At 29.4% G+C, this 16,675-nt stretch carries 17 protein-coding genes; 9 read left to right on the top strand and 8 right to left on the bottom strand.

Annotated elements, in window-relative coordinates:
• Window positions 1-816, bottom strand: coding sequence for a hypothetical protein (locus ETU10_RS00335; protein WP_146309280.1), 816 nt, complete (start codon window positions 814-816; stop codon window positions 1-3).
• A gap of 153 nt (window positions 817-969) precedes the next feature.
• Complete coding sequence (locus ETU10_RS00330) at window positions 970-1,806, bottom strand: hypothetical protein (protein ID WP_146309279.1); 837 nt, start codon at window positions 1,804-1,806, stop codon at window positions 970-972.
• A gap of 113 nt (window positions 1,807-1,919) precedes the next feature.
• Between ETU10_RS00330 and ETU10_RS00325 the strand changes: the two genes are divergently transcribed.
• The 6 genes from ETU10_RS00325 to ETU10_RS00300 are packed head-to-tail and all read left to right on the top strand — an operon-like array spanning window position 1,920 to window position 7,153.
• The gene (locus tag ETU10_RS00325; RefSeq protein ID WP_146309278.1) at window positions 1,920-2,897 is read left to right on the top strand and encodes a 2-hydroxyacid dehydrogenase; all 978 of its coding nucleotides are present in this window, start codon (window positions 1,920-1,922) and stop codon (window positions 2,895-2,897) included.
• A gap of 31 nt (window positions 2,898-2,928) precedes the next feature.
• Window positions 2,929-3,525: a ribonuclease HII gene (locus ETU10_RS00320; protein WP_146261332.1), complete on the top strand. Its 597-nt coding sequence runs from the start codon at window positions 2,929-2,931 to the stop codon at window positions 3,523-3,525.
• A gap of 44 nt (window positions 3,526-3,569) precedes the next feature.
• Window positions 3,570-4,436, top strand: coding sequence for a decaprenyl-phosphate phosphoribosyltransferase (locus ETU10_RS00315; RefSeq protein WP_146309277.1), 867 nt, complete (start codon window positions 3,570-3,572; stop codon window positions 4,434-4,436).
• A 12-nt stretch (window positions 4,437-4,448) separates the two neighbouring features.
• Window positions 4,449-5,777, top strand: coding sequence for an FAD-binding oxidoreductase (locus tag ETU10_RS00310; RefSeq protein WP_146309276.1), 1,329 nt, complete (start codon window positions 4,449-4,451; stop codon window positions 5,775-5,777).
• 32 nt (window positions 5,778-5,809) lie between these two features.
• Complete coding sequence (locus ETU10_RS00305; protein WP_146309275.1) at window positions 5,810-6,538, top strand: SDR family NAD(P)-dependent oxidoreductase; 729 nt, start codon at window positions 5,810-5,812, stop codon at window positions 6,536-6,538.
• A gap of 24 nt (window positions 6,539-6,562) precedes the next feature.
• Entirely contained in the window at window positions 6,563-7,153 is a 591-nt protein-coding gene (locus ETU10_RS00300) for an HAD-IB family hydrolase (RefSeq protein ID WP_146309274.1), read from the top strand.
• Between the two features lie 60 nt (window positions 7,154-7,213).
• On the opposite strand, the gene ETU10_RS00295 is transcribed toward ETU10_RS00300, so the two are convergent.
• The 6 genes from ETU10_RS00295 to ETU10_RS00270 form a co-directional block, all read right to left on the bottom strand.
• A complete protein-coding gene (locus ETU10_RS00295; RefSeq protein ID WP_146261338.1) occupies window positions 7,214-7,642 on the bottom strand; it encodes a DUF6646 family protein in 429 nt (142 codons plus the stop codon).
• Window positions 7,643-7,645: 3 nt separating this feature from the next.
• Complete coding sequence (locus ETU10_RS00290; protein ID WP_146261339.1) at window positions 7,646-8,143, bottom strand: hypothetical protein; 498 nt, start codon at window positions 8,141-8,143, stop codon at window positions 7,646-7,648.
• 70 nt (window positions 8,144-8,213) lie between these two features.
• Window positions 8,214-9,509: a tyrosine--tRNA ligase gene (gene tyrS / locus ETU10_RS00285; RefSeq protein WP_146291373.1), complete on the bottom strand. Its 1,296-nt coding sequence runs from the start codon at window positions 9,507-9,509 to the stop codon at window positions 8,214-8,216.
• Window positions 9,510-9,936: 427 nt separating this feature from the next.
• Window positions 9,937-11,265: a hydroxymethylglutaryl-CoA reductase, degradative gene (locus tag ETU10_RS00280; protein ID WP_146309273.1), complete on the bottom strand. Its 1,329-nt coding sequence runs from the start codon at window positions 11,263-11,265 to the stop codon at window positions 9,937-9,939.
• A 36-nt stretch (window positions 11,266-11,301) separates the two neighbouring features.
• Window positions 11,302-12,300 carry a lipoate--protein ligase gene (locus ETU10_RS00275; protein WP_146309272.1) on the bottom strand — a complete coding sequence of 333 codons (999 nt, stop codon included), beginning with the start codon at window positions 12,298-12,300 and terminating at the stop codon, window positions 11,302-11,304.
• A 71-nt stretch (window positions 12,301-12,371) separates the two neighbouring features.
• Entirely contained in the window at window positions 12,372-14,000 is a 1,629-nt protein-coding gene (locus ETU10_RS00270) for a DUF4139 domain-containing protein (protein WP_146309271.1), read from the bottom strand.
• A gap of 296 nt (window positions 14,001-14,296) precedes the next feature.
• Between ETU10_RS00270 and crcB (ETU10_RS00265) the strand changes: the two genes are divergently transcribed.
• The 3 genes from crcB (ETU10_RS00265) to gdhA all read left to right on the top strand — a co-directional run bounded on the left by crcB (ETU10_RS00265) (window position 14,297) and on the right by gdhA (window position 16,657).
• Window positions 14,297-14,665, top strand: coding sequence for a fluoride efflux transporter CrcB (gene crcB / locus ETU10_RS00265; protein ID WP_146309270.1), 369 nt, complete (start codon window positions 14,297-14,299; stop codon window positions 14,663-14,665).
• 28 nt (window positions 14,666-14,693) lie between these two features.
• A complete protein-coding gene (crcB, locus tag ETU10_RS00260; RefSeq protein ID WP_146309269.1) occupies window positions 14,694-15,065 on the top strand; it encodes a fluoride efflux transporter CrcB in 372 nt (123 codons plus the stop codon).
• A 248-nt stretch (window positions 15,066-15,313) separates the two neighbouring features.
• Window positions 15,314-16,657, top strand: coding sequence for an NADP-specific glutamate dehydrogenase (gene gdhA / locus ETU10_RS00255; protein WP_146309268.1), 1,344 nt, complete (start codon window positions 15,314-15,316; stop codon window positions 16,655-16,657).
• The last annotated feature ends 18 nt before the right edge of the window (window positions 16,658-16,675 follow it).

Here is a 16,675-nt window from a genome sequence, read left to right as displayed (position 1 = left end):
TTACTTTGCTTTAATATATGTAATTGTGTTTTCAGTAATAGTAGAAATGCCGTCTCTATCTATTCTTTCTTTCTTTAGGTACGTAGGAAACCCATCTTGGTAGTTATCCCAATTAAATTTAACCGTTTCATAAAGCTTAGAATTACTTTCCTCCATTGTAGATATTAGTTGGTTATACCTGCCTAAATTAGCATCGAGAAAATTTAGTAACCAATCTGGAGTGGAAACGTTTTTAAGGTAACTATGATGACTATAATCATATTGATAAATCATTTTACCAATTGTTAAACCTTTTACAATAAAAATATCAGAGATAGCATTAAAGAATTCATCGTACGCTATATCAGTAGTTAATGTTAGATTATTTTCTTCAATATCTTCTAACTTGACTACAAAACCATTGTTAAGCGTAAATCTATACTTTAACAATCCGGTTTCTCCGTCTATAGCATTTACTATATTTTTTCCCTCATAAGTAAAATTATGTGTTTCCCACAAGTATTCATTTTCTGGAGTTTCTAAATTCTCATAGGCAGTTATTAATTGTAAAGGATTTCCTTGTGCATCATAATTAATCTTTGCTATGTACAATTCTGTATAATCTTTATAATGTTCCTCTTGCCTTAATTCTGTTATTTGATTTTTGTCATTATAAGTATATAAAACTTTATCTCCGTTATCTCCTAAAATAGATACTGGTAATAATTTATCAGACGAAAGAATTTCCTCTTCGTTAAGATTATCATCACTGCTACACGAAGTAATACAAACGGCTAATAATAAGATTAGATTTAAAAGTAAAAAATGTTTTTTCATATTTAGTTAATTTTTTGCAAAGATATTATTATAGAGCTTTACTTGCAAACGTTTTTCTTTGGTATACATATCTACCTAAGAAATATAGTTTTATAAATCAAAAAAACCACGAAGAAAAAATCCTCGTGGTTTTTTTAATTTCTTATAAGCTTATTACTTAGCTTTAGTATATGTGATTGTGCTATTGGAAACAAATGGATTACCATTAATTTTCCTTTCCGTTTTTACATAGGTTGGAAAACTATCTATATATGAATCCCAAGTATATGTATCCATTTGTACATAATTTGGAGATTGTGTGGTTGAAGTCTCAAAATAATCTTCTTCTAATGTCGAAATTAATTGATTATTTTTTGCAAAATTTTCATTAACAAATGATAGTAGCCATTCAGGGGTAGATACATTTCTTAAAATACTACGCTGATTATAATCATACTGAAAATCGTATCTAGATGAAATTTTCCCTGCAAAACTTGTAACTTCCGAAATTATATTAAAATTTTGATCGTATTTAAATTCTGTTGTTCTATTTATCTTCCCATTTGATATCTCATCTTCTTTTACTAATAAATTATTATTTATTGTATACTTGTATCTTAAGATATTCGTATCAGCATCAATAATATTAACAATGCTATCACCTTCATAAGTAAAATTATACTTATACCATATATAATCAACTAAAGGTGTATCAGGTTCTTCTTCAGCTATTTTCACTTGTATAGGCTTTCCTTGTTCATCATAGGTAATCATTCTAAGATGAAGCCATATATAGTCCTTGTGCTGTTCTTCTTGCCTTATTTCTGTAATTTGATTTTTATCATTGTATGTATATAAAATTTTATCTCCATTATCTCCTAAAATAGATACCGGCAATAATTTATCGGATGAAATAGTATTTTCTTCATTAAAATTATCATCACTGCTACAAGAAGTAATACAAATGGCTAAAAAAAAGAATAGATTTAAAAGTAAAAAATGTTTTTTCATATTTAGTTAATTTTTTGCAAAAAAAAAAATTAATTACATTAATTAGTTGCAATAATTAAGAAATAAAAATTCTGTACTTTTGAAATGACCTAATTCATTTAAATGTCATTTATATGAAAAAAGTATTTATTTCAGGAATAATCCCTAGGGTTGGTATTGATATGTTAAATGAGGAAGGATATACTGTAGAAGAGTGGTCCAATTCTAAACCCATAACTGAAAAAGAATTAATTAGCAAGTGCCAAAAAGCTGAGGCGTATCTTTGTATTATGTCTCAAGTTTCAGAAAATTTTCTGAAACAATGTAGCCATTTAAAAGTGATTGCAACCTACTCCGTCGGCTTTAATCATATAGATATAGATACAGCCACCCGACTGGGAATCCCAGTAGGAAATACCCCTGATGTACTTAGTAATGCTACTGCAGATTTAGCGTTCCTTTTAATGCTAAATGTTTCCCGAAAAGCATTCTTTAATTATCGAAGGATTCTTGAAGGTAAATGGGAATCTTCTTTTAGTGCTACAAGATATTTGGGTCAAGAATTGGAAGGTAAAACTTTAGGAATCTTTGGAATGGGTAGAATAGGTTTAAAAATGGCTAAAAAATGCAGAAACGCCTATGGAATGAAAATTCTATACCATAATAGAAATAAAATTATTAATGATGAAAAGGAACTTAATGCTAGCTATGTTTCTTTTGAAGAATTATTATTGCAATCTGACGTTCTTAGTATACACGCACCTTTAAACTCTGAAAATACTGGCATTTTTGATAAAAGTGCTTTTAATAAAATGAAACCTTCGGCCATTCTTATAAATACTGCCAGAGGTTCAATCGTAAATGAAATAGATTTAATTACTGCCTTAGAAAACAAGCAAATATGGGGCGCTGGTTTAGATGTTACTGACCCTGAGCCTATTCAATTGGATAATCCTTTGTTGCAAATGGAGAATGTTGCTATAACACCACATATAGGATCTGCAACTGCTGAAACGAGAAATGCTATGGCTGTGATTTGTGCGAAAAATATTATTGCGGGTTTAAAAGGAGAAAAATTGCCTGGGATTGTAAATCCTGATGTTTATAAATAAACTAATACAATAGTTATTATAATTTATTTTATTGAAAAAAAAATATTCCACATACCAATTTGAAGCTGCACTTGATGAAGTGGGTAGGGGTTGCTTAGCTGGCCCTGTCGTTGCAGCAGCAGTAATTTTACCCGCTGATTTTTATCACAAAGATATTAATGATTCTAAAAAGTTGTCTCCTAAAAAAAGAAAAGAACTGGGAGCAATCATTAAAGATAATTGTTTAAGCTATTCAATTGCAGAAGTTCCATCAAAAAAAATTGATGAAATTAATATTTTAAATGCAAGTTTTTTAGCAATGCATATTGCCATTGAAAAACTCTCCATAGTACCCGAATTTTTACTTGTTGACGGCAACCGATTTAACCCCTACAAGAATATCCCTCATTTTTGTGCTATAAAAGGGGATGCTAATTTTTTAAATATTGCCTCTGCTTCTATTCTTGCTAAAAATTACAGAGATTCGTTAATGGAGAAACTGCATGAAAAATTTCCTAATTATTACTGGAATAAAAACATGGGATATCCTACTATTCAACATAGAAAGGCAATTCAAGAGTTTGGGATTACTAATTTTCATAGAAAAAGTTTTAACCTGTTTCCTATACAACTATCTCTAGAATTATAATTATTTTATATATATTTGCTAACTAAAACTATAAAATTCAATAAATTGTGAATTTTTTAAAATTAATTAGAATTCATCAATGGGTTAAAAATATTTTTGTTTTTCTCCCTATTTTTTTTGCAGGAAAACTATTAGATTTAAATCTTGTAATAAATTCATTTTTTGGCTTTTTGGCTTTTTCTTTTATTGCGAGTTCCATATATATTATTAATGATTATGTTGACATTGAAAGTGATAAAAAGCATCCTGAAAAAAAGAATCGTCCTTTAGCTAGCGGAAAAATTAAGAAATCTGAAGCGATTATAATTCTTTTATTTTTACTCTTATTTTCCTTTAGTATCTGTTTATACTTGAAATCTTGGACATTATCACTTTTTATTATTGCCTATTTTCTTATGAATCTTGCCTATAGTTTTAGGTTAAAACATGTTGCAATAATAGACGTAATTATTATTGCTCTGGGTTTTCTTTTTAGAGTTTTTGTGGGTGGTGCTGCAACTGGATTGCCTATCTCTATATGGGCCATACTTTTAACTTTTTTTCTAGCTCTAGTAATGGGAATTGGTAAAAGAAGAGGGGAATTAATTAATGCAAATCTTACGGGTAAAACAAGGAAAGCTTTGGATGGCTATAATTTACAGTTTACTGATACTGCAATGACTGTAATTTCTACTTGCGCAATTTTATGTTACATTATGTATACGTTAGACCCTACTGTTATGCATAACATCCATAAAGATATTGTGTATACCTCTTTGTTTGTAGTAATTGGAATTTTAAGATATTTACAATTAACTTTTGTATTTAATAAAACTGAATCTCCTACGAAAGTTGTTTACAAGGATTTATTCCTTCAAGTAGATTTAATATTATGGATAATTTCAATTTTTATTCTAAAATATTCTATTTAAATTTACTAAATTATGCAAAAAAAAAGCAAGCCTGACACTATTGAAATTACCAATTGGGGGAAATACCCTTTGGTTAAAACAAATTTCCATCAAACATCAAATATATCAGAAATTCAAAGAATTATAAAGGAAAGTCATTCAATTATACCTAGAGGCAATGGCAGATCTTATGGGGATAATTCTTTAAATAAGGATAATATTCTATCAACTTTAAGACTAAATAAATTTCTCTCTTTTGATAGAGAGAATGGTATTTTTGAGTGTGAATCTGGTGTTATCTTATCAGATATTCTAGATACGATTGTACCAGAAGGTTTTTTCCTACCAGTAACTCCCGGGACCAAACTAATTAGTATTGGTGGAGCTATTGGTTCAGATGTTCATGGAAAGAATAATCATTCGGAAGGCTGTTTTGGTGACTATGTTTTAGATTTTAAAATTATAACTGAAGACGGCGAAATAAAAAAATGTTCTCCTACAGAAAACTCAGAATTATTTTGGAATACCATTGGAGGAATGGGGCTTACAGGTATAATTATTTCTGCACGATTTTCATTAAAAAGAATAGAAACAGCTTATATTAAACAAAAGATATTAAAAGCAGATAATCTTGAAGAAATATTTAAATATTTTGATGAATCAGAAAACTGGACATACAGCGTAGCATGGATTGATTGTTTACAAAAAGGTAAACAAATGGGAAAATCTATTCTTATGATTGGAGAACATGCTAAATTAGATGAATTGCCTTCCAAATGGAAAAACAAACCGTTGCATGTTGAAAAGAAGCCTTTATTAAATGTTCCGATAGATTTCCCATCATTTGTACTTAATACATTAACAGTTAAGGCTTTTAATTTTTTATATTACTTTAAACAAAGAAAAAAAATTGTAAATAACTTTGTTGACTATAACACCTTTTTTTATCCATTAGATGCGATCAATAATTGGAATAGAATTTATGGGAAAAATGGATTTATACAATATCAGTTTATTATTCCACGTGAGTCAGGAAAAAAAGGCATGACTGAAATCTTACAAACTATTGCTAAAAGTGGACAAGGATCTTTTCTAGCAGTTTTAAAATTATATAAAGAAAGTAACCCAAAGGCTCATAATTCTTTTCCTATAGATGGTTATAGTCTAGCTCTTGACTTTAAAATTAATTCTAAATTACCTTTGTTAGTAAAAGAGTTAGATGAAATTGTAGAGCATTATGGAGGCAGAATTTACTTGGCTAAAGATGCTATGTCTAAAAAGGAATTAACAGACTATGTCAAAGTTCCTGAAACGAATAAATTTAATTCTGTTCAACACTCCCGAATTGAAAATGGAATATAAAACTTTTTTTTATTTAAATATACGTTAAATTTATGATCATACTAGGAACTACCTCCGATATATCTCAAGCTTTTATAGATAAAAGTTTATCTGAAAATAGCGATAAATACAAAAAAATCTATTTAGTAACCTCAAATGAAGAGGAGACTAAGCGTTTTGCTCAACATATCTTAGTTAAATTTAAACAAGAATCTGAAATTATCTCTTTTGATTTAATGAAAGATCATGACTATTCTGTGTTTGATCATATTGATTCTGATTTACTTTTTTGTGCTTCTGGATACCTTGGAAAGAATACGGAAGATGGACTTTATAATCTTTCTAATACAGAACACATTATCAATATAAACTATGCTAAATTAGTTCCACTCATCAATTATTTTGCTCAAAAATTTGAACAAAATAAAAATGGTACAATTATAGGACTTTCATCAGTGGCTGGATTAAGGGGAAGACAAAGCAACTTTATATATGGAAGCGCTAAAGCTGGATTTTTAACTTATCTTGACGGCCTGCGAAACTATTTATTTTCTAAGAATGTACATGTTATGTCCGTAATTCCCGGATTTATGGATACTAAAATGACTGCTGGAATGCCTCTACCCAAACCATTAACAGCTACATCCTCTAAAGCTGCATCTATCATTTATAAAGCTTATAAAAAGAAAAAAAATAAGATTTATGTGACTTCTATTTGGTGGGCTATAATGACAATTATTAAGAATATACCTGAGTTTATTTTTAAAAAGTTAAAAATGTAATTTTATTTACTAATTATTAAAATAATGAATAATCGATTATATCTCTTTGATTTTGATGGTACACTAACCAATAAGGATACACTTTTTGATTTTCTCCAAATTTCATTTCCTCATATATATAAATCTAGATTTATTAAATTTATTCCATTATTTTTACTATCAAAATTTAAGTTAGTAAATACTGAATTTGTAAAACAAACATTTATTTCATCTTTTTTAAAAGGAAAATCTAAAGAAGAAATAAATATTTTATCTCAAAATTATTTTAATAAAAGAATAAACAGTTTAATACATCCAAAAGCTCTACAATATCTAAAGAATATAGAAAATACTAATGATAAATACATTGTCACTGCCTCGTTGGATATATGGGTTGAACCATTTGCAAATTTTTTTGGATTTCGTTTAATTAGTACAAAAGCAGAATTTAAAAATCAAATTTTTACTGGAAAATTTGCAACTCCTAATTGCAATGGCAAGGAAAAGGTTAAAAGAATTGTATGCGAAATACAGTTATCTCAATTTAAAGAAATTTATGCCTTTGGGGATACTAAAGGTGATAAGTACATGCTTGAGCTATCAACTAATCCTCATTATAAATACTTTAACAGTTAAATACAACATAAAAAAAAGGAGAGCTAAATTTAAAATTTAGCTCTCCTTTTTTATTGATTATTATAAATTTATACTTACTCCTAAAGAACCATAGCTACCTAACTCAGCATATGCTCCAATTTTATCTGTGAAGAAGTAACGATATCCTAAACCAGCACCTATTCCAAAGCCATCATTTCTACCTCCTACTCTTACCGTAGGATATAAATCCATATTATAGGGTAGATCTAAAACATCATTTAAATGAAAATTCACTCTTCCAAATATAAAAAAGTTATCATTATCGTTACTCCAATAAAAATTACCTCCAGCACCTACGGATAACCAATCCAATACTCCATAATCATACGAACCTGTAATACCAGTTCCATAACCAAAAGCATTTATACCGATTTGTACTTTCTGATCACCCTGACCATTATAAGCTTGTGCATTCGTAAAAGAGACAAAGCCTATAAATAGAACTAATAATATTATTTTTTTTACCATATTTTATTCAACTATTTCTAATTTATCTTGGGTAAAGGAACATGAAATTTTAAATTTTAAGGGCTCTTTATTACCCGTAAGGAAATCTTCACAATATCCTATCCAAATCAATTTTAAATTACCATTTTCGTCCTTACCAAATTTAAGTTCATTATCTCCCGTATCCAGATACTCTTCATCATTAATATTCAAGTTCGTATAATAAACTTCTTCAATTTCTCCAGAATCTGTTTCGATTTCCTCAAAACTAGGAACTTGAAATGACTTTCCGAGCAATTGCTGAACTGTATTCACTGGAATTTCGAAGTCTTCTAAAGAAAATGAAACTTGTGGATATTCATTTTGATAAGAATCCTCTTCAACATGATCTAAATCATCATCAGATTCAACTTCTACAACTAAGGTATTCTTCTTATTCAGAAAAACAACTTTACAAAAACATTTCCTGATGTGATATTCTAAGGTTTCATCAGGATGATAAAACTTAATAAGCCCTTTCATTTATTTTTTATATGAGTTTTGCAAATATATTTAATTTGTATTATGGAAAAAATAAATTTCTGCAATTTTATTAAACTCCTTTTAATATAAAATATGATTTTTTACCTCTTTGAAGTAATATATATTTTCCTTGTATTAAATCGCCTTCGCCAATTTTATATTCTTCATTGATTTTTTGCTGATTCACAGATATAGAATTTTCTTTTAATGCTCTCCTTGCTTCTCCTTTGGAAGCTAAGAAACCACTAAAATCTGATAGGGCTTCTAAAATCAATACTCCATTTTTTAAATCTGTTAGAGATACTTCTTTTTGTGGAACCCCTTCAAACAAAGAGAGAAAAGTACTTTCGTCCAATGCTAAAAAATCTTCTTTGGTAGATTTCCCAAATAATATTGAAGATGCTTGGATTACCTTATTTGTTTCTTCTTTTCCATGAACCCAAGAAGTAATTTCTTCCGCTAATTTTTTTTGTAATATTCTTTTGGAAGGATCCTCTTTGTGTTGAATTATTAATTCATCTATTTCTTGTTTTGACAAGAAAGTATATATTTTTATATATTTTTCAGAATCTTCATCTGCTACATTTAACCAAAATTGATAGAATTTGAATACTGATGTTCTGTTTACATCTAACCAAATATTCTCACCCCCTTCACTTTTCCCAAACTTAGTCCCATCAGCTTTTGTTATTAATGGGCAAGTTAAAGCAAAGGCTTCCTGACCTATTTTTTTTCGAATTAGTTCTGTACCAGTGGTTAAATTTCCCCATTGATCAGAGCCTCCCATCTGTAGTTTTACACCTTCTTTGGAAAAAAGATGATAAAAGTCAAATCCTTGTAATAGTTGATAGGTAAATTCTGTAAATGACATTCCTTCTTGAAACTCACCGTTCAATCTTTTTTTAACAGAATCTTTTGCCATCATATAGTTTACAGTGATAAACTTACCTATATCTCTAGCAAATTCTAAAAATGAAATGTTTTTCATCCAATCGTAATTATTTACTAAGACCGCTGAATTAGGAGAATTACTTTCAAAATCTAAAAATCTTTCCAACTGTGATTTTATTCCAGCTAAATGTTTTTGTAGAGTTTCATCGTCTTGTAAATTTCTTTCCGAGCTTTTACCAGAAGGATCCCCGATCATTCCTGTAGATCCACCAATTAATGCTATTGGCTTATGTCCATGTCTTTGAAAGTGAACCAATAACAATATAGGGACTAAACTTCCCACATGTAATGAATCAGCGGTTGGATCAAATCCAATATAACCCAAAGTCATTTCTTTATCCAGTTGCTCTTCTGTACCTGGGATCATATTATGAATTAATCCCCTCCAAGTTAATTCCTCAATAAAAGAATTCATATACTATATTTTTACTAAACAAATTTATAATTTTTCAGATGATTTTCATGGATTAAAAGTAATAGGTTTTATAAGTTATCAATAATTATCTATTAAAATAATCCCAGACAAAAAACTATAACTTTCTGCATAACGTTTCCAACAACTAGTAAATAATTATTATTCAATAGATCATAAATTAGTTTTTTGTCTATATTTGCATAATAAATCGATATCATAAAATTAATTAGACTAAAATAATCATTTTTATTCTCATATTGATATTTTTTTAGTTCCGATATCACTAACTAAATTTAATACATGGATGCCTCAAAATTTTTAACTATTGTTGTTTTTATATTTTTAATAATAACTTTAATTTTATTTATGCCCGTAATAGGTTCCTTTTTTTAATATTGGTTATATAAAATATTTGATATTAATTTATTTAACTATTTCTTCTTAATTTATTAAATTCTTTAACTACCCGATGATGAGAAACTATTTGGTCCTTAAAAAGATTAGATAAGAGTTCTTTTTCTGAATTTGTTGCCCCCAACTGGTTTAATATATTTAAAAGATGCATTTTCATATGCCCCTTTTGTATTCCTGTGGTAATTAATGATCTTATTGCTGCAAAATTTTGCGCTAATCCTGATACTGCTACTATTTTCATCAATTTTTCTGAAGTGGGGTTTTTTAATATCTCTAAAGACGCTCGTACTAATGGATGTAATTTAGTCAAACCTCCTACTACACCTAGAGCCAATGGAATTTCTAACCAAAATCTAAAAATATTATCTTCTATACTACAATTAGTAAGTCCTCTATATTGTCCGCTTCGCGAAGCATAAGCATGTGCACATGCTTCAACCGCTCTAAAATCATTCCCTGTTGCAATTACTACAGCATCTATACCGTTCATAATCCCCTTATTATGCGTAGTTGCTCGGAAAGTTTCAACAGTAGCTATATCTATGGCTTGTTTAAATTTTATAGCAAACTCATACGGAGACATAACTTTAACATCCAATTCATCAACTTCACAACAAACCTCTGCCCTAACTCTACAATCAGGAACATAATTAGACAATATAGACATTGTTACTTGTAATGATTCCTTCTCGTTGGACTGAAAACTTTCTGATTGATTCATCTCTTCTTTCAAAATTTTAGCCATTTCTTCCAAACATGAATTTATAAAATTGGCCCCCATACTATCTCTAGTATCAAAAGAAACTTCAATAAAATAATACCCTTCAAGTTTAGCTGTATTGTCCTGAAGAATTATAGAAGTAATTCCTCCTCCTCGGCTACGCATATTTTGGGTAATCTCTGCGGTAGCATCTTCTAATTTTATCTTTAAAAAATTTTGAAACCAATTCGTAAATTTTTCTTTATTTCCTTTATAAAAGAAATGAATGTGTCCTAATTTTGTAGTTCCTAAAACTTGTGTAGAAAATCCTCCTTTGTTTAACCAGAATTTTGCAGCATTAGCAGAAGCAGCCACTACTGAACTTTCTTCTGTTACCATAGGCAAAGCATACATTTCTCCATCAATTAAAAAGTTAGGAGCTATCCCCCAAGGAAGGAAAAAATTTGAAATTGTATTTTCAGAAAACTCATCATGTAATTTTTGTAACTCCTTATTATCTAACCAATATTGAGACAATATCTCTTTTGTTTTAAGGGAATTATTGGTAAAATTTTTAACCAACCAATTGATTCTATCTTCTTTACTTAATCTTGAAAAACCATTAACAATCAATCCTTCCATTATTTCTATAATTTATATTTAAAAGTATTTAAACAATTAATAGATTAAAGATAAAAATTCATCTAAAGAAATAGCTCCAAAATAATGTTCCAAATCAACATCTTTCAAAGCAATTTCAACTTGTTGTCGTGAATATTTAATTCCAACTAGTTTACTTTCTATTTCACTAATTTCACCGATACCAAAAAAATCTCCGTAAATTTTAATCGCTTTTATTACACCTTCTTCTACATCTAATTTAAGATCAATTGAACCTATTGGAAATCTTTGGGTTCTTTCCATAAGAAATTTGGGTGATTTTCCATAATTCCAATCCCAATTGGCATATTTTTCTTTCGAAATTTGATTAATCTTTTCCCAATCAAACTTAGTTAATGTATATGAATTGATTTTAGATATACTATCTACCTTAAAAATTGATAAAAGAATTTTTTCTTTGAACTCTACAATTGACATAGGAAAGCTTAAATAATCTGAAATATTGCCTACTCTACTTCTAATTGATTTTATTCCTTTAGATTCTATTTTATCTTTTCTAACCTTTAAAGAATTTACAACCTCATTGATATTACTATCAAATAAAAGTGTTCCATGTGTTAACATTTTGCCTTTTGTTGCAAATTGTGCATTGCCATTAATTTTTTTTCCATTTACTACGACATCATTTCTTCCTCTTAGTTCAGCCATAATTTCCATATCATTTAATGCCTTTATAACTGGGTTTAAAAATTTTTGATAATTTGAGAAACTACTCCCATCGTCTTTTGTAATAAAACTAAAATTTAAATTTCCTCTATCGTGATAAACGGCTCCCCCTCCAGATAATCTTCTTACCACTTTTATATTATTCTTTTCTACATATTCCGTATTTATTTCCTCTATTGTATTTTGATTCTTTCCTACAATTATAGAAGGATTATTTATGTAAAAAAGTAGATAAGAATCATTCTCTAGAGACAAATTTTTAAGAATATATTCCTCAATTGCAAGATTAATTTGTGGATTATATATTTGAAGATTATCAATAAAAATCATTCGCTTTTTCCTTCAAAAATACAATAATTTACTTAGAGCTCTTAATAAAAAACTATAGCACTAAAGCCATCTTATAAATTAGATATGGACTGATTTTTGGGGGATTTAACCTTATAACTTATTCTTATCTTTCTTATTTCGTTTGCTGCTAATACTAAATCCCAAGTCAACTTCCCTAAATCAGCATCAACCTTAGCTCCTCCTTTATCCATTAACTCTATCTTTATATTTTCATCTGTACTTAATGGATATTGATCTTCTATGGTTAGATTAATTCTATTCTTTTTATTATTTTTTATTACAATATCATAAGTGAATGTTTGCTCCTTAGAGGATGAAAGAAATCTAGTTCCAGATTTATCAGCTATTTTTTCTCTGGTTATAGTTACTCTTTTATCCCTTCCCATTCCTAAACTTAAGGTGTCTTGCGTTTGATTAGGATCAATAACCGTTTTACCTACATACAAACCTTCAAAAATTATATTTGCTTCTCCCTTCAACAAGTTATACTGAGAATAATTACTGATTTGTGCTAACAAATAAGCATCTTTGTCTAATTTAGGGACTGCGAAATATTTGTAGCTTGCCGGTATTTCAATTTCATTCAATACAACACTGTACTGCTTTCCATTGGATAATATATTGTAAAGTACAGGTATATCAAAAGAAGTATTCAATTGATTTTCATTAATAGTAGATGATACTGTTGAAACTTCGTAAGCCTGTTTTTGTCTATTTTCCAAAGCCATACCCTTTTTATTAAAAACCTGTTCTTCATTTGCATACTCAGGCATAGATATGGGAAGTGCATTACTCCTATAGAGCTTTGCTACCGGTTGGAAATAAAGAAACCAAGGGTTTAATTCTGGAACCCTATTGTTTTGGCTAGGCATACCACTGGAAAGAGTTAATTTAACATTTTTCCAATCAACTCCAGTTTGTTGTACTACCTGTGCTTTATATAAAAACTGAATTGGCTGAGATATACTTTCTGCCCTCAAATCATAAAAAGGTTGCCAAGAGGCACCTCCACTTATATATGAAATTTGTAAAGGAATATTCTGAAGATTCCCTGAATTCATCAATTGTAGAACTAACTTCCCTTGGGATATATTTTCTTCATTTGCTTGACTATAACTAAGCTTAGTTTTCAAATTTGTAAGTTTTTCAGACAATTCCTTTTCTTTTCGCTCCAACACAAATAATGAATTGCTAAGTTCTGTTCTTTTTGTTTGGTAATATTCAACCACCTTTATTAAATCGCCGGAATTAATACCGTTTGAACCTACAATTTTTTGATTCGCGTCTAACAATTCAATCGTTTTTTGGGTAGATTCTTTTTCATTTTTTATTTGGCTGTATTTATTTGTAACCCACAAAATACTATCCTTCACCTCTTTTAACTGAGAGGAATTTTCATTCTTATCGTATTCGGAAATATAGTTGGTTGTATATTGCACAGATAGTACCGTTACCTGTTTCGGTACTCCTACAAGAACGGTTTCTTCATTTACATAATCAGAAACATTTTTTACGATAATTTCTGAAGTTCCATTAGGCAAATTTATGTTTACGGATTGTGAAATTTCAACAGAATTGAAATATACGGTAGCTGCCTCTACCTTTGCAGTTGCAACTATGGGCTTTTGTGCTCCTAGGGTTAGACCTAGTAAAACAATAAATAAAAAACAAATTTTCATACTTTTACCATTATTATTGATTAATAACATATATAGATTATATACTTTATAAATAATATTTTTATTTCTAATTCATACAATTATGAAGCAATCTAGACATTATAAACGAATATTATAATGTATTTAATATTTTTTGGTATTTATTTTGCGTCTTCATGTACCATTATCATACAACAATTGATATTTATTAAATTAAAAAGAGTTCCTTTAAATGAATTTATATTTTTTTTATTCTTACATGTCTTATTCAAGGTAACTGTGACATAAAACAATGGTTATTAATATTAAAAACTAATATGTTTATACAATTTTTATTTATTTTTTTGGGAGGCGGATTGGGAAGTATTTCTAGGTATGCCGTTTCCTATATTACTCCAAATTATTATAAAGGCAATTTCCCTTTAGGTACATTCCTCGTAAATATTATTGGATGTTTCTTAATCGGACTGTTCTCCATAGTCTTACATAAAAACCTTACTCTCAATGAATTTTTAATTACTGGTTTTTGCGGTGGTTTTACCACCTTTTCCAGCTTTTCTAAAGAAGCATTTCTCTTATTTAATAAAGCAAAAATAAAATTGGCTTTTATCTATGTTTTTTCTAGTTGTGTTGTAGGACTTTTAAGCTTATTTTTAGGTTATATAACAGGCGGAGGAAACTGCTAACAAGACGAAAATTTAAAATTAAAATTTAATGAAAAAAATTCTATTGGTTTTTATAGGTGGTGGATTCGGAAGCCTATGCAGGCATTCAATCTCTTTATTATCAGCAACTTCAAACCCGCCTTTATTCCCTTTCGCTACTTTTGTAGTCAATCTTTTAGGTTGTTTTATAATTGGACTATTAGCTGGAAAGGTAAATCTTAAAAACAATCTTAATCTACTATTAGTTACAGGTTTTTGCGGTGGCTTTACTACCTTCTCTACCTTCTCTAAAGAAACTTTCTTTTTAATTAAAGAAGGCTACATTTCAATTGCTTTCCTCTATCTTACTATAAGTTTTTTAGCAGGTATCACGCTTGTATGGTTAGGTTTTCTAATATCCAGAAAAACAAGTAAGGATTAATTTATAAAAATGCTGTATCCTTCATTTTAAAGCTTTTACTCATCATTCTTTGACGTTTAATATAGATATTCCCTAAGTTTATTTATCCATCCGTTGAATTTTTCAAACATTTCAATTCATACTAACTTCCTCATAATCATCTATATTTATAAATTTCTCTCTTATCTGTTGTTTCTATACCTTAGAATGTTTACATTGTCCATAGCTTTTTATGACTAAAAAAAGACTAAAACCTAATTATAAATTTTATGAAACAAGATTTAAATGAGTTTATGAAGGTGGTTGAAATGAAAAACCCTCATGAACCTGAATTTTTACAAGCGGTTAAAGAATTTGCGGAAACAATTATTCCTTTTATTTCTGAACAACCCAGATATAATAACAAAAATATTCTGATGAGAATGACTGAGCCTGAACGGTCAATTATATTCCGTGTCCCTTGGGTAGATGATCGTGGACATATACAAGTGAATCGAGGATTCAGAGTTCAAATGAATTCAGCCATCGGTCCTTACAAAGGTGGACTCCGTTTTCATCCTTCTGTAAATTTAAGTACCATGAAATTTTTAGCCTTTGAACAAGTTTTTAAAAATTCTTTAACCACATTACCAATGGGTGGAGGAAAAGGAGGGGCTGACTTTGATCCTAAAGGAAAATCTGAAAATGAAATAATGAGATTTTGTCAATCTTTTATGACTGAGCTGAGCAAGCATATCGGAGCTGAAACTGATGTGCCTGCCGGAGATATTGGTGTAGGAGCTCGTGAAATTGGCTTTTTATTCGGACAATACAAACGTTTGCAAAATGAGTTTACTGGGGTATTGACAGGAAAAGGTCTTTCTTACGGAGGTTCATTAATTCGTCCAGAAGCAACGGGATATGGTGTTGTGTATTTCTGTGAAAAAATGCTGGAAACCATTGATGAAAAAATTGCGGGTAAAACCGTATTGGTCTCAGGCTTTGGAAATGTCGCTTGGGGAGTTATAAAAAAAGTAAATCAATTGGGTGGAAAAGTCGTTACAATTTCCGGTCCTGATGGTTATATTTATGATCAAGATGGAATTACGGAAGAAAAGGCTGAATATTTATTAGAAATGAGAATGAGTGGAAACGATGAAGTTAAAGATTACTTACATAAGTATCCTTCTGCTGCCTTTTATGCAGGCAAACGACCTTGGGAGCAAAAAGGTGATATTGCTATACCGGCAGCTACCCAAAACGAATTAAATTTAGAAGATGCAAAACTGTTAATTGCTAATGGAGTTATCTGTATAACAGAAGCCGCCAATATGCCTTGTACTTTAGAGGCTGTGCATGAATTCATTTCAAATAAAATTCTGTATTCTCCAGGAAAAGCTTCTAATGCCGGAGGAGTGGCTACTTCTGGATTAGAAATGAGCCAAAATGCGATGCGTATGCATTGGAGCAGCGAAGAGGTAGATAAAAAATTAAAAGAAATTATGACTGGAATCCATGACAATTGTAGAAAATACGGATTAGAAGAAGATGGTTCTGTTAATTACGTAAAAGGAGCAAACATTGCTGGATTTATAAAAGTTGCTGATGCAATGATCGCTCAGGGAGTAATATAAATTTAAAAATTTTTAAAC

Source organism: Apibacter muscae, from assembly GCF_007845595.1.
Classification (GTDB): Bacteria; Bacteroidota; Bacteroidia; order Flavobacteriales; family Weeksellaceae; genus Apibacter; species Apibacter muscae.
The sequence above is the reverse complement of the archived record's forward strand: the minus strand, read 5'-3'. Positions and strand labels throughout refer to the sequence as shown.